At 50.1% G+C, this 13,884-nt stretch carries 13 protein-coding genes; 5 read left to right on the forward strand and 8 right to left on the reverse strand.

What is annotated here, in order from left to right; translation table 11 throughout:
* Positions 1 to 4 precede the first annotated feature (4 nt).
* The 5 genes from LY85_RS15090 (at position 5) to LY85_RS15110 (ending at position 7,609) form a co-directional block, all read left to right on the forward strand.
* Entirely contained in the window at positions 5 to 1,072 is a 1,068-nt protein-coding gene (locus tag LY85_RS15090) for a substrate-binding domain-containing protein (RefSeq protein WP_185741234.1), read from the forward strand.
* Positions 1,073 to 1,402: 330 nt separating this feature from the next.
* Entirely contained in the window at positions 1,403 to 2,554 is a 1,152-nt protein-coding gene (locus LY85_RS15095; protein WP_243122581.1) for a sugar-binding protein, read from the forward strand.
* 121 nt (positions 2,555 to 2,675) lie between these two features.
* Positions 2,676 to 4,199, forward strand: coding sequence for an ATP-binding cassette domain-containing protein (locus LY85_RS15100; protein WP_141827304.1), 1,524 nt, complete (start codon positions 2,676 to 2,678; stop codon positions 4,197 to 4,199).
* Positions 4,200 to 4,212: 13 nt separating this feature from the next.
* A complete protein-coding gene (locus LY85_RS15105) occupies positions 4,213 to 5,394 on the forward strand; it encodes a sugar ABC transporter permease (RefSeq protein ID WP_038322763.1) in 1,182 nt (393 codons plus the stop codon).
* Between the two features lie 205 nt (positions 5,395 to 5,599).
* Entirely contained in the window at positions 5,600 to 7,609 is a 2,010-nt protein-coding gene (locus LY85_RS15110) for a methyl-accepting chemotaxis protein (RefSeq protein ID WP_185741235.1), read from the forward strand.
* 17 nt (positions 7,610 to 7,626) lie between these two features.
* Here the strand turns inward: LY85_RS15110 and LY85_RS15115 are convergent, their stop codons facing one another.
* The 8 genes from LY85_RS15115 to LY85_RS15150 form a co-directional block, all read right to left on the reverse strand.
* The gene (locus LY85_RS15115) at positions 7,627 to 8,673 is read right to left on the reverse strand and encodes a hypothetical protein (protein ID WP_141827306.1); all 1,047 of its coding nucleotides are present in this window, start codon (positions 8,671 to 8,673) and stop codon (positions 7,627 to 7,629) included.
* Complete coding sequence (locus LY85_RS15120; protein WP_141827307.1) at positions 8,670 to 9,122, reverse strand: hypothetical protein; 453 nt, start codon at positions 9,120 to 9,122, stop codon at positions 8,670 to 8,672. Before LY85_RS15120 ends, LY85_RS15115 begins: the two co-directional genes overlap by 4 nt.
* A complete protein-coding gene (locus LY85_RS15125) occupies positions 9,107 to 10,045 on the reverse strand; it encodes an HAD hydrolase family protein (protein WP_141827308.1) in 939 nt (312 codons plus the stop codon). Before LY85_RS15125 ends, LY85_RS15120 begins: the two co-directional genes overlap by 16 nt.
* Positions 10,005 to 10,412, reverse strand: coding sequence for a hypothetical protein (locus LY85_RS15130; protein WP_141827309.1), 408 nt, complete (start codon positions 10,410 to 10,412; stop codon positions 10,005 to 10,007). Before LY85_RS15130 ends, LY85_RS15125 begins: the two co-directional genes overlap by 41 nt.
* Complete coding sequence (locus LY85_RS15135) at positions 10,409 to 11,680, reverse strand: neutral/alkaline non-lysosomal ceramidase N-terminal domain-containing protein (protein ID WP_185741236.1); 1,272 nt, start codon at positions 11,678 to 11,680, stop codon at positions 10,409 to 10,411. The genes LY85_RS15130 and LY85_RS15135 overlap by 4 nt, the downstream gene beginning before the upstream one ends.
* 66 nt (positions 11,681 to 11,746) lie before the next feature.
* A complete protein-coding gene (locus tag LY85_RS15140; protein ID WP_141827311.1) occupies positions 11,747 to 12,550 on the reverse strand; it encodes a PTS system mannose/fructose/sorbose family transporter subunit IID in 804 nt (267 codons plus the stop codon).
* The gene (locus tag LY85_RS15145; RefSeq protein WP_141827312.1) at positions 12,543 to 13,340 is read right to left on the reverse strand and encodes a PTS sugar transporter subunit IIC; all 798 of its coding nucleotides are present in this window, start codon (positions 13,338 to 13,340) and stop codon (positions 12,543 to 12,545) included. Before LY85_RS15145 ends, LY85_RS15140 begins: the two co-directional genes overlap by 8 nt.
* A gap of 23 nt (positions 13,341 to 13,363) precedes the next feature.
* Positions 13,364 to 13,849, reverse strand: a complete 486-nt coding sequence (locus tag LY85_RS15150) for a PTS sugar transporter subunit IIB (RefSeq protein ID WP_141827313.1) — start codon at positions 13,847 to 13,849, stop codon at positions 13,364 to 13,366.
* Positions 13,850 to 13,884 lie beyond the last annotated feature (35 nt).

The following is a 13,884-nucleotide window of genomic DNA, read 5'->3' on the forward strand; positions in this document are numbered from 1 at the left end:
TACAGTGTCAGAAAAATTTACCCCAAAACGTTCGATTGGATGCCTTTGCTGTCTTTTGATTTGCAGCTTGCTGTGTGGAACCATCGCGGGCTGCACCAGTAAAAATGATTTTGCCCCGGTTTCTTCCGGAACGAAAAAAATGACCATCGGCTTTTCTATGGCCACGCTCAAAGAAGACCGTTGGCTCCGCGACCGGGATATTTTTTCTGCCAAGGCCAAACAGGAGAACATTGACGTCATTGTCACCAATGCCAACAACGACATCAACGAGCAGTACCGGCAAGTAAAAAGCATGATAGACAAGGGGATCGATCTGCTGGTCATGGTCCCGCAGGACTGTGAGCGTTCGGCGTACTGTGTACAGCTTGCCAACAATGCGGGCATACCGGTCATCTCTTATGACCGTCTGGTCCGCAATTGCAAAGTGGACGCTTACGTTTCTTTCGACAACGTGAAAGTGGGGCAGCTACAGGCGGAAGAGCTTTTGAAAAAGGTACCCACGGGCGGGTATCTTATTTTAAACGGTGCAAAATCCGACAACAACAGTACGATGTACCATCAGGGGTATTTCGATAAACTGCAGCCGTCTGTTCTGGATGGGAAAATTAAAATTATCGCGGAAACATGGGTGCAGGATTGGCTCAGAGAAAACGCGTACAGCTTTGTTTCCGAACAGCTTACACACAATGCCGGACAAATCAATGCGATTCTGGCCGCCAACGACTCGCTTGCCTGGGGCGCCATCGACGCTCTTTCCGAGGCAAAGCTCACCAAAAAGGTGATTGTGGTGGGTCACGATGCCGATTTGGCCGCCTGCCAGCGCATCGTAGACGGTACGCAGGATCTTACCATTTATAAGCCGATTGATAAACTGGTGGAGAAAACGGTGGAAATATGTAGAACTTTAGCGCAGAAGAAAAAGATTTCCTATGAGCAAACAATCAACAACGGCGCTTACGATGTCCCCTATCTGATGTGCGATGTAATTCCGGTGACCATCGATAATATTGACGCTACCGTGATTAAAGACGGCTTTCAGTTAAAGGAGGATGTTTACAGAACATCAAAATAGGTTGTGCCGCCGCTTATTTACAGCGGCGGGCGCGGGATAATAGGAGCCCCTCCTTTTGTTGATCAGTTTCATTGAAACCGGACCGACAAAAGGGGGGCTTTTTTGTGTCAAGGGCAGTCCGGTCAGGCTTTCCTTTCCTGATTCAGGACAATATTTTACCTCGCTATGATCGCGTAAGCATTTTAAACAATATAGTCATAACAGACAGCAATTGGTTCCATTGTAAAGGAATTGCCGCCATAGTATCATAAATACAACAAAAGACGGCGAATGATGCGAATAAATGTGGTACATTTGCCTCTGGACGTGATATTGAAAGGTGGAAATGAATTGAAAAAGTTTTTCGCAATAGTCCTTTCCGTTATGATGTTCATAAGTGCGGCCGCTTGCGGAAGCACGACGGGAGCTTCCGGTACGGCGGATACGGCAAGCGAAGCTGCGGTCAGCGAAGCAAAAAAAGGCACGGTGGACGTCGGTATTGTTCTTCCTACCAAGGATGAGCCGAGATGGGTACAGGATGAGACAAGGTTTACCGAAGCGCTGAAATCGACAAATTATTCTTCAGAGGTACTGTTCAGCCAAGGCTCGTCCGCAAAAGAAAAAGAAAATGTGGAAGCTTTGATCGCCAAGGGAATCAAAGTCCTGATTATTTGCCCGCAGGACGGCGCCGCGGCCGCAGCAGCGGTTGACGAGGCCAAAGAAGAAGGAATCACCGTTATTTCCTATGACAGACTGATTACGGATACCGGCTCGGTTGACTATTATGTTACGTTTGACAGCGTTTCCGTTGGAAAAGCGCAGGGCCAGTACTTAATCGACAACGCCGCCGGCAAGAAAAGTGTTCCGCTTTACATTTACGCAGGTGCTGCGACCGACAACAACGCTTTCCTGTTCTTCCAGGGCGCGTGGGAGACTTTGCAGCCGAAGATTGCAGACGGAACATTTGTGATCAAGAATTCCAGTGCAGCGGAAGGCTTAAAAGATAAAGCGGAGCTCACCCGTGATGAAGAAAGCAAAATCATTGCGCAGGTTACCACAAACTGGGACTTCAACGAGGCAAAAAACAAGGCGCAGGCGCATTTGACCTCCGCTACCAAAGCCGACAAAGGGGATGTTTGCATTCTTGCCCCGAACGACGGTACCGCACGTTCCATCGCGGACGAATTCAAGGCTGATAAAGACATCAAGTCCTATGTGATTACCGGACAGGATGCCGAAAAGGCGTCGATCCAGTATATCATCGACGGCAAGCAGACCATGACCGTATTTAAGGACGTCCGCATTCTTGTGAAGGATTCCATCGCAATGGCTGTTTCCGTGCTGGAAGGAAAAACTCCCGAAACAACCGGTTCTTATAACAATAATAAGATCGACGTAAAAGCCAAGCAGACGGCGGTTCAGGTTGTCGACGCGAAGAATGTGAAAAGTGCGATTATAGAATCCGGCTACTATCCGGCTTCCGATTTTACAAACCTGAAGTAAAAAAGCAAATGTTTTTCAATAGCTGATACATACCGCAATAAGAAAAGCAGATGGGATATTGGTGAAAAAAACCGAGCATCTCATCTGTTTTCTTAAAGTGTTCAAAAGGGGAACTATGGATATGGAAGACTACATACTCGAAATGAATGACATCACAAAGGAATTCCCGGGAGTAAAAGCCCTGGATACGGTGAATTTCAAAGTGAAACGGGGAGAAATTCACTGTCTGGTAGGAGAAAACGGAGCGGGGAAATCAACTTTGATGAAGGTGCTGTCCGGTGTATATCCGCACGGAACATATAGCGGAAGCATTGTCTTAAACGGAGTGGAACAGCATTTTTCCAACATTGCGGACAGCGAAAAAGCCGGGATCGCAATTATCTATCAGGAGCTTGCGTTGATTCCGGAGCTGACCGTGTATGAGAATATTTATTTTGGCCACGAAATTATGAGCGGCAAAACAATTAATTGGAACCAAACCATTATTAATGCGCAGAAAGTTCTGAAACAGGTGGGTTCCTCCGCCAATCCGGTCGCCAAGGTAAAGGAATACGGCGTGGGGACGCAGCAGCTGATCGAAATCGCAAAAGCGCTCAGTAAAAATGTCAAGCTGCTGATTCTGGACGAACCCACGGCAGCTTTGACAGAAGCAGACAGCGAAAATCTGCTGAACTTATTAAGGGAGCTTAAAAAACAGGGCGTTTCCTGCATTATGATATCCCACAAATTGAAAGAAATCATTTCAATCGCCGACACCATCACAACTTTGCGTGACGGAAAAACAATCTGCTCTATGGATGCGAAAGAACGCAGGATTTCCGAAAGTGAGATCATTAAGTATATGGTGGGCCGCGAGATCGATAACGTTTACCCGCCGAGGGAAAAGCACGAGTACGGAGATGTGAGCTTTGAAGTAAAGGACTGGACCGTATTCGACCCGGCCGCCGGCAGAGAGATCCTGCACAACGTGAGCCTCAATGTCCGCAAAGGGGAAATTGTGGGGATCGCGGGATTGATGGGAGCCGGACGCACAGAGTTTGCGCTGAGTGTGTTCGGAAATCCGCAGAATTACAAAATCGAAGGCAGGCTTCTGGTCAATGGGAAAGAAAAAAATTACAGACATCCTGAGAAAGCGATCCGGGACGGCCTTGCCTATGTAACGGAAGACAGAAAGGGCAACGGGCTTGTCCTGATTAAGGATATTAAAGAAAATATCACGATGGCAAACCTGAAGGCGATCTGCAGCAGCGGGATTATCAATCAGAACGAAGAAGTGCGTGTCGCAAATGGATATTTGAAATCCATCAATATCAAGGCTCCGTCGGTGGATCAGATCGTGGGGAATCTAAGCGGAGGCAATCAGCAAAAGGTTTCCATCGCGAAATCGTTGTTTATCGGCCCTCACACCCTGATTCTGGATGAACCGACACGGGGAATCGATGTTGGCGCGAAATATGAAATTTATACGATCATGAATCAGCTTGTAGAGGCTGGCATGAGCATCATTATGATCTCTTCGGAATTGCTGGAGATTTTGGGTATGAGCGACCGCGTTTATGTCATGTCCGAAGGCAAAATCACCGGAGAAATCAAAACAGAGGACGCAACAGAAGAAATTATTATGGGAATGGCAACAGTTGGTTAGGAGTGATAGAATTATGAACCTTTTTGCTGAAGCAAAATCTTTGGTGAAGAAAAATATCCGTGACTACGGAATGTACATAGCGCTTGGAGTCATTATTATCATTTTTACATTGGGTACCGACGGAAATTTTATTTCCTCCAGAAATATCAGCAATTGGATTAATCAAACGGGATATATTGCTGTTCTGGCAGTTGGTATGACACTGATTCTGATTATCCGGCACATCGATATCTCGGTTGGCTACTTATGCGGATTCATCGGCGCATTTTCGGCCATTTTAATGACGCAGGCGCATTTTCCGGCTTGGCTGACAATCCTTGCCTCTCTGGCCCTCGGCCTTTGTATTGGTATGTTCGAAGGCTTTTTGGTGGCACAGGTAGGAGTTCCCTCCTTCGTCGTGACTCTGGCTGGAATGCTGGTGTTCAGAGGGCTGCTGATGCTTGTAACACAGGGGACCGGTACGATTATCGTTCCCGATGATGCCTATAATGCGATCGGAAACGGGTTTATTCCGGAAATCACCAAAATCGGCGGCTATAACTTTTTGACCCTGCTGGTCGGTGTGCTGGCGATTATCGGCCTGGTTTTCTCTCAGGTGAAAAACAGAAACAATCAGATCAGATATCACTTTGAGGTTCTATCCATGCCAATGTTTATCATCAAGCTCGCTTTTATTTCCGCCATCATCGGTTACGTGGTTTACATTCTTGCGGGCTTCAAGGGTATCTCCTGGACGCTCGTCATTGTAGCGGCGGTGGTTGCTATTTATAATTTTGCGCTGAACAAAACACCGTTCGGGCGTCATGTTTACGGGGTGGGGGGCAATGCCCAGGCAGCACAGCTTTCCGGTGTAAATGTAAAAAAGATTACCTTTATGGTGTTCTCGTCCATGGGTGTTCTTGCGGCACTCGCCGGTATCCTGTTTACGGCAAGATCCAAATCAGCCACAACAACCGCGGGTACCGCCTTTGAGATGGACGCGATCGCGGCGGCTTATGTTGGCGGCGTATCCGCGGACGGCGGCATCGGCAAGGTTACGGGTACGATCGTAGGAGCCTTTGTAATGTCTTCTCTGACGAACGGCATGAATCTGATGGGCGTGGATATTTCGTTCCAATACATTATTAAAGGCGCTATTCTGGTTCTGGCCGTTGTTTTCGATATCACAACCCGTAAGAATAAAAAGGCCGCTTAATTTATTTGATAAAATCCCCCCGCTACAAGGAAAACAACAAGATCTATAGCTTCTTCTCTTCGCTGTAGACCTTGTTGTTTTGTTTCCTGATGGGCTGTAACATGATGAGATTCCATCCTGATTATACGCAACCGTGTATATAGATCAAAGTGGAGGATACTTGTAAAAATGATGATTTGGCGATGCAAACAAAGGGGTGAGCTTTTTGAAAAAGAGTTGTAAAAATCTTAGCTCAATTTTGTCTATATTTTTTGTTGCATTTCTGACAGCGATTCTGATAGTTGTTGTATCGATAAATTCCATATTTACCGGCAGGGCGTTTGAAAGCTCTTTTGAAGAGGAAAGCAAGGTTGCTTTACAGAATCTGACCGGCACCATAAAAGGCTATCAGATCAATGTGAAGCAGGCTGGCGACCAGATGGCGGAAGACCGGAACCTGGCTGATGCCGCAGCTGAAAATAACCATTACACGCTGTCAAGTATACTGAACAGCCAGGTAAGCGCCTACAGTCTGAGCTATGCTTTTCTGACTGATTCCGGCGGAAAAGTAGTTGTATCAACGGCCAAGGACCTTGATTTCCCTGATTTCTCAAAGCTGAGCCATGTCCAGTCGGCCCTCAAAAATAAAAAAAGTCTTACCAGCGAGGTCATCGCCGGGAAGACTCTTTGTATTTGTTACGGTGTACCGATAAAAAAGGGCAATGAAATTATTGGAACGGTTTCTGCCGTACGTTCTTTGAATACCCCAAACTTCCTTGACAAACTCAAAGAAAATACCGGATGCGATTTTTCCGTTTTCCTCGGTGATGAACAAATCAACACGACCTTCGAAAAAGACGGAAAACGCCGGACCGGCGCAAAAATGGGCAGCGCGGCCGCAAAGACAGTGATTGCCGACAAACAGAATTATGAGGAAAAAATGAATGTATCAGGCAGCAGCCTGATGGTGTCTTACGCTCCGGTTTTAGGTCCCGATGGAAAAACGGCCGGTGCGCTAATGGCTGGAAAAGATATCACCAAAATGGAAAAAACATTGAACGTTACCGTGCTTTTTTCCAATGGAATCGCGGTACTGATGATTTTTGTTTCTACCATAATATTGAGGCGGTTTATCAAGAAAAGGATCAAAATACCGCTGAATGAGGTCGTGACCCTTGCCAACAGCATGGAACACGGTGAAATCAGTTTTACAGGCAGAGATACGGCTGTTCACGACGCATATTTTGGTGACGAGGTTGGGCAGGTCGCTTACGCTCTCGGAAACACCGTCCGCAGCCTGCAAATGTACATAGGCGAAATTTCCAGCGTGCTGAGCGGGATTTCAAAAGGGGACTTGACGGTAGAAACGCACAGGCAATATTTCGGTGATTTTGTTGAAATAAAAAACGCCCTGAAAAATATCATTGATTCCATGAATACCGCATTCTACGATATCAGCACTGCGGCCGAATCGGTTTCCTTACGTTCAGAGCAGATTTCCGTCAGTGCAGCGGCACTTTCAAAGGGTTCAACCGAACAGGCGGGCTCTATTGAAGAGCTGTCCGCTTCTATTATGGAGATATCGGTACAGGTCAGGGAGAACGGGCGGCATGCGGCGGAAGCCGGTAAAAATGTAAATCAGGTCAGTTCAGAAATAGAAATCAGCAGCCGGGATATGAGCGATATGGTTTTAGCGATATCTCAGATTCACGAATCATCCGGTCAAATCGGGAAAATCATTCAGACGATTGAAGACATTGCCTTTCAGACAAATATACTGGCGCTGAATGCGGCCGTTGAAGCGGCCAGAGCGGGGGAGGCGGGCAAAGGCTTCTCTGTCGTAGCGGATGAAGTAAGAAATCTGGCCAGTAAAAGCGCGGCGGCAGCAAAAGTTACCGCCGCTTTAATTCAGAATTGCGTAAATCAGGTGGAAAAGGGAACTGAAATCGCGGATAAAACTGCCAAATCCCTCTTTCAAGTTGTAAGCAGTATAAAAACCGTATCGGATACTGTCGACCAGATTTCACAGGCATCGATTCAGCAGGGAAATTCTATTGGTCAGATAACCTCGGGAATAGAGCAGATTTCAAATGTTGTACAGGCAAATTCCGCAGCAGCCGAAGAAAGTGCCGCCGCCAGCGAAGAACTCTCCGGGCAGGCGCAGGCAATGAAGGCGCTGGTCGGTAAATTCACGCTGTCGGAGCGCACCAGACAAACAGGCGGAATGTTGCTGTAACGGTCACGCCGTCAAATTCAGGAGGGCGCCTGAAACGTTCCCAAATCCAAGACGGACACAGTACCCTCCGCACCGGATGCCTCTCTGCACACTAGCTGATAGGTTTCGTCGTCGTAAGCAAAGAAGTCCAGATAGCAATAGGTATTTCCGACCGATGAGGTGACAATCGTACCGGAACGGGATTCAGAAAAAATTTCGGAAAGTCTTTTTTCCCATTTTTCCTGCTCACGGCGAACCGCCTCTTCGGTATTCTTACCGCGCGGAAGAACCAGAGAGCCGTACCGGATACCGCAGGACAGAATATATTGTGTTCCGGCGCGGTCCCCTGTGGGCTTCTCTTCCTCGTTCAGTAAATCAAGGCTGTAGGAGATCCCGTGCAAAATATCCCGGCGGAGTTCCCGGTTCCGGTTTTTCAGCTGGAAGCTGTCGGCAATCAGACGGATATCGCCTGGCTTTACCCAGCCCTTTGACTGAATGGTATGCTGCAAAAAGGTCTGCAGCTCCTCCATGGAAAGGGCCTGCTGGAAAGCTTTGCTTTTTTGGCTGAAGGAAATCTGGCCCGCATAGGCCTCTGCTGCGATTTCCCCCAGATAATCCATCAGCATCATATAAGTGACGGCAAACCGGTCCTCGTCGCCGACTTTTGTGAATTTCTCCGTCAGGGAAATCTTCAGGTCGATTTTATGCAATTTTTCGTTAACCGACGGAATGATGCGGAAATCCTGGGGGGAGAACATCGTATCCCCGATGGTCAGGCTTCCCCGGAACGCAGGATGGTAATAATAAAAAGTCCAGTGTTTCCTTAGCTTTTCCGGAAGGCAGTCGCAAAAATAGAAGCAGGGAATTTTTTTGCCGGAATCCAGCATCGTGCTGCATTCCAGAATGTAGCATCCCGGTTTCTTATAAAGCTGAAACGTCAGATCTCCCAGCACCGGCTGCAGCAGCTCCCGCATCCGGCGGGAGGCCGGTTCCATTTCCCCGTTGTCCATAAGGGTACGCAGCTCCGGCTCCTCCCGGGAAAACTGGGCATAGAACTGTTCAACGCGGTCCTTAAAGCAGCTCATAGGCTTTCTCCGTCCGGCGTTGGCTTTTGATAGAAATAGATTTGCTTCATACGCTCAAGCTCCTTTTTGTGCTGCTCCGATAGTTTTCCCCGATAGTTTTCCCGAAAGAGATATCCGGTGTTTTGATCCGCAAGCCCGATACGGACCCCCGCGGCCAGCCCATTCTCTGTGTCCAGTTTTTTCAGCTGCCGCCACGTCTGACGAAAGGAAGCGGAGTATTTCCAGACACTTCCGTAGAGCGCGATCCCGCGGTCGGTCACGCAGATGGCCGCCTCCATGCGCTCCGGCGCGCTGATTGTCCCATGATACATGTCCAGCTGCCCCAGAAGAATGATTTCCGCTGTTTCGTTTCCGTCCAGCAGGGCACAAAGGGCTTCCAGCCGTTTCTTACGGGCTCCCCACAAAAACACCTTATCTTTATGCAACAGCTTTTCTACATCCTGCCGCATTCTTCATCCTCCTGCTCCGTCAGAATATAGGTTTCGCAAAATTCGGCGACTCCCTCGTCGTCGTTGCTTTTTGTAACAGTGTCGGCTGCCTGCTTTACCGTTTCCGCGGCGTTGCCCATGGCAACCCCGATTCCTGCCATGCGTAGCATTCCGATATCATTTTCGTAGTCTCCAAAGGCGCAGATCTGCTCCGGAGCAATGCGTAGATGCCGGCATAAATCAAGCAGGGCCTTTTCCTTGCCTGCCCGGCGGGAAACGAATTCCATTGAGGAAGAATCTACCCGGAACCCTCTGATATCCGGATAATCGGTTTTTAATCGCTCCGAGAGGGCGGAAAAACCGTCAAACTTCCAGAGGGCCGCTCCGAGCTTTACCACATCCTGTCCGGCCCTTAAAATGAAATCGCCCAATCCGTCTCTCAGCACAGGGCCCGCTTCCGACCTGCCTTTTTCCCGTGCCCGGCGGCAGTGATCCAGAACTTCCGCGTCGCGGCACGCGGCGATATGCGTGCTTTTTCCATCGTTTTGATGGATATACACACAGGCCCGCAGCGCCAGCAGTTCATCGGCCAGAGAAGCCGCCGTACGGCACGGAATCAAATGCTCCGACAGATGCAGTCCGGTATTGCCGTCCGTCACAACCGCCCCGTTACCGGAGATTACGTAGCGGATGCCGCCGACCCCTATTACGTCTTCCCTTAGGCGATAGAAGCCGCGGCCCGTGGCCGGAACGACCTCCACACCCTTTTGGATCAGTTTTCGGATCACTTTTGCGGTACGCTCGGAAACAGCCTTCGATGAATTCAGGCAGCTGCCGTCCAGATCCATGGCGATCAGGCGGATATTTTTTGCCGCCTGCCAAAGTACAGTGTTTCGTTCCATCTTATTCGTCGTCTTCGTCCATCCGGCTGAAATCCTGATCATTGACCAGCACAATCTCCGCCTGCGCCTCTTGGATCATTTCCCGCAGAGAGTCCGCCGTAATATCTCCGTCCTCCAAATGCAGCTGCATTAAAAGGGGCAGGTTCATACCGGCGACAAGGAACGTGTTCGGCCTGCTGAGAAACGGAAAGACCGTTTGATTTGCGCTGCCGCCCATCATATCCGAACAGATGACCACCTGTTCGCCCTCCCATTGGCTCAGGTATTGTTCTGCCGCCTGCTTCAGACCGTCGGAGCCGTATTCCTGTGTGACCGAGGCAAAATAAAAATGATCGTCGTCAAAGAAATTTTTCATGGTATCGCAGAGTCCTTCGGCAAATTTTCCATGACTGACCAAAAGAATTTTCATTGCAGTGCTCCTCCTGATTGCTGATGCTCGTTTTGGATGAAGGCAATTGCCTTCTCAACGATTTTTTCCGTTGTCCCCGCGGGAATGTCTGAGGCGGAGGTTTCAAAGCTTTTCCCGTAGTCCTCCCGGTCGGCCAGATATCCCGCGCTGTAATTGCTGTAACACCAGCAGACAGGGCATCTGCCGCCCATGGCGTCTTTTATTTGCAGGCCGAAACGCGCAAACAGTTCCGCCGGCATCAGGAACAGCCGGAGATCGCCGAGATTGACGTAGCGGCATTCGAGGTCAAAATCAAAAGGTCCGCTGCTTTTCAGGCCGATTTCGGCAATACGCAGGGCGGAGGAATATACCTTCCGTTCGTCAAAGGTTTTTGCATGCTCAACTTTGTCCCGGATGGAATCGTACTGCCTCCGTTTTTCGGCAGGATCCGGGTAAAACGTCTCCCTGTAACGGAAGGTCCTGATTTCCGGCCTGTGGAGCGCAAGGGATTCTCCGCTGCCCCCGGCCGCAAATATCTGGCGCATCATCTGATCCCCCACGCGCCTGAGTTCCGCCTCATCGTTTCCCCGGCGGTACAGCCGGTTGCTCATATCGCCCGCGGCGCCGATCATCGCGACCGGATAAACGCCCCATTTTTCTTTCAGGGAACGCGCGGCATATCCCGCCAGATCGCCGCTGACGCAAAGATTCTGCGGACCCAGTACCGTGGAATGGCACGCGAAGCTGAAAGCACCGGCAACGACACTGTCCCCGGAGCGGAATTCCAGCGTGACAAACGAAGGATCGCCGGGCTTTTCTTTGCCGTTCCGGTTTCCGTAGCAGCCGTCAATCGTCACTTTGTTCGTAAAAAGCTCCGCTTCCGTGAATCCGGCCTCAAAGCAGCCGCCGACCGCGCTCAGAATCTGCTGTTCCACCCAGTCCATGTAACCGGGGACGGCCCCTTCTCCAAAGATCATGGAATCGCGGCGTTCCTCGTATTCCGGCGCGGAATGTGTGTGCGTGAACGAAACGGTTACCGCATCCACAGCGGCTCCGTACTTTTGTGAAATCGCGGAGCGGATCCGATCCGTAAATTCCCGTGTCAGGCCGATCAGTTCGACCGTTACCCAGACAAGATGTTCTCCGTCCACCTCCAGCACCAGGGCGGTTGCCCACAAATCATCCAGAATGCCGGTGGCCGGCTTCGTACGGATAGCGTGCCCCATCAGATAGCACGGAAAGAATTTGCCTTCCGGCGTGATCTTCGTTCGGTAAGTGCTTACCTTCATAGTTACCTCCATGTCGGGAAAAGGCCGTCGTATTTCTGACGGCCTTTTCCCGGTAGTTTTGCTTTTTTAAGCGCAGATTCCGAAAGCCCCCAGAAGAATAGAGAGAATCAGAACAATCCACACCATTTTTCCGGAAGTCATCTTCTTGATTCCAAGGCCCAGATAGATCAGTACCGTGAAGAAGACGTTTCCGAAATGGGGAATAATCGAATCCAGCAGGTCTCCCAGCTTTTGGGTCAGGTCCCCGACCGTCCAGGAGAGCGCGATGTTGACGTTGACCGTGGAGGCGACCATTGCGCCGATAACGATCAGGCCCATGATGGAGCAGACGTCGGTCAGGTTTTTCAGGGAGCTGCTCTTTGAGGTAATGAAGGAAATTCCCTGATGATAAACCACATAGGACATTTTCCAGAACGCGATCCACAGCGCGATTCCGACCGCTTCGGCCAGAAGCCAGCCGATCGCGCTTCCCTGCATCGCCTGATACCCGGCTATGGCACCCATGACCGTCGGCAGAAGCACCCATACGATCGCGTCTCCCAGACCGGCGAGCGGTCCCATCAGACCGGTGCGGATGTCCACGGCGGTTTCTGTCGCCATTTCATCCTTGGTGGATTCGACTGCAAGGCAGGCCATCAGGATCAGGTTGCCGAACCAAGGGTTGGTATTGAAAAATTTGAAGTAAGACTTATACTTTTCACTGAGGACCTGATCGTCGCCGTAAATCTTTTTCATTGCCGGATGCATGGACCATACCCAGCCCCCGGACTGCATGGTTTCGTAATTAAAGCAGATTTGCCGCGCAAGAACATAACGCGTCAAAGTTTTTGTCAGATCTTTTTTGGTCAGCACCGAATTTGTCTCACTCATCTTCGTCGTCTCCTCCCGCGGTCGCCGCCGCCATTTCACGCTTTGCGCTTTCTTCCTTCAGCTGGAAAATGAAAATGCAGAATACCGTACCCAGCATCGCAATCGCCAGAATGCTCAGCTTCAGGTAGGCGGCCAGAACAAAGCCCAGAAGCATAAAATATCCGTATTTTTTCATGGGCATGTATTTCAGCAGAATGGCAAATCCCAGTGCGGGGAGCATCCCGCTGGCGACGCTCAGCCCGCTTGACAGCCATGCCGGGAAATTGTTGACCAGGGCTTGCACATAGCTGGAGCCGACCGTCATGAGCAGCAGCATCGGCAGCGCGCACAGACCGACGAACGGAATTTGGGACAGCCAGATCCATCTGCCCATTCCCTTCCAGTCCTGCCGGTCAGAGCAGGCCATTGCCTTATGAATGAAATAAGAGCCGGACATTTTTCCCACAACGTCCAACTGAACGCTCAGGGCCGCGACCGGAACGCCGATCGCCAGTGCGGTTGCCAGCGCGGTTTCACCGCTCTGGCCCATCCCAATGGCAAATACCGTACCGGCGGCCGCGCCAAACATATAGTCTGGAACAGAGGAACCGCCGTAGGCGCCGATCCCCAGACTCATCAGACACATTTCGCCGCCAATAAGCAGGCCGGTCTGAACGTCTCCCATGACGATTCCCGAAACGAGACCCACAAAAACCACCCCGGCGTACATAAACATCTGGATATTGTACTTTTGCCAGGTTAAAAATGCGATGAACAGGGTCATAAAGATAATTTGCAGTGGACTGAACATGTTTTTTCCTCCCTTTTAAAAAATCAGCCTAACTGATCTCCTACTCCTACCTCCGGGTTGTCGGGGCGAAAGCGCACAGTGATTTTTACGCCCGCGTCCCGCATTTCCTTTAACATCTCCTTTTCTTCGGGAGAAACCCGCACCGTCTTGTCCAGCGCGGTCACGTTCTCCTTATTTTGCGTAACGTTTCCCAGGTTTATCTGCTCCAGAGACACCCCGGCCTGGAAAAGCGTATAGGCCCATTTAATATAACGGCAGATTACAAAGACCTTCTGGGAATTGTATTTCCCGCTTAAAATATTCGCCGCCGCTTTCTGCGGATCCAAAACCGAGAGAGCCACGCCGGCCGGGCACGCCATTTTCAGCGAGGAGCGTACAATATCATTTTTTGAGGCCGCCTCATCGACTACCATCGCGCGGGTGGCTCCCGATTTCGGAATCCAGTCCGTCGCCACGATTCCATGCAGCATGCGGTCGTCCACACGAACATGAATAATTCCGTTTTTCATAAAAATACCTCCAGTTTCAGCGTAATAGATCCGAA

The organism is Clostridium sp. KNHs216 (assembly GCF_006714885.1).
Lineage (GTDB): Bacteria > Bacillota > Clostridia > Oscillospirales > Acutalibacteraceae > Caproiciproducens.

Excerpts from the sequence above, each read along its gene's own strand:
- LY85_RS15115 (WP_141827306.1), bottom strand. The coding sequence starts at position 8,673 with ATGAGCTGCTTTAAGGACCGCGTTGAACAGTTCTATGCCCAGTTTTCC.
- LY85_RS15100 (WP_141827304.1), top strand. The coding sequence starts at position 2,676 with ATGGAAGACTACATACTCGAAATGAATGACATCACAAAGGAATTCCCG.
- LY85_RS15105 (WP_038322763.1), top strand. The coding sequence starts at position 4,213 with ATGAACCTTTTTGCTGAAGCAAAATCTTTGGTGAAGAAAAATATCCGT.
- LY85_RS15130 (WP_141827309.1), bottom strand. The coding sequence starts at position 10,412 with ATGAAAATTCTTTTGGTCAGTCATGGAAAATTTGCCGAAGGACTCTGC.
- LY85_RS15145 (WP_141827312.1), bottom strand. The coding sequence starts at position 13,340 with ATGTTCAGTCCACTGCAAATTATCTTTATGACCCTGTTCATCGCATTT.
- LY85_RS15135 (WP_185741236.1), bottom strand. The coding sequence starts at position 11,680 with ATGAAGGTAAGCACTTACCGAACGAAGATCACGCCGGAAGGCAAATTC.
- LY85_RS15150 (WP_141827313.1), bottom strand. The coding sequence starts at position 13,849 with ATGAAAAACGGAATTATTCATGTTCGTGTGGACGACCGCATGCTGCAT.
- LY85_RS15120 (WP_141827307.1), bottom strand. The coding sequence starts at position 9,122 with ATGCGGCAGGATGTAGAAAAGCTGTTGCATAAAGATAAGGTGTTTTTG.
- LY85_RS15125 (WP_141827308.1), bottom strand. The coding sequence starts at position 10,045 with ATGATCAGGATTTCAGCCGGATGGACGAAGACGACGAATAAGATGGAA.
- LY85_RS15140 (WP_141827311.1), bottom strand. The coding sequence starts at position 12,550 with ATGAGTGAGACAAATTCGGTGCTGACCAAAAAAGATCTGACAAAAACT.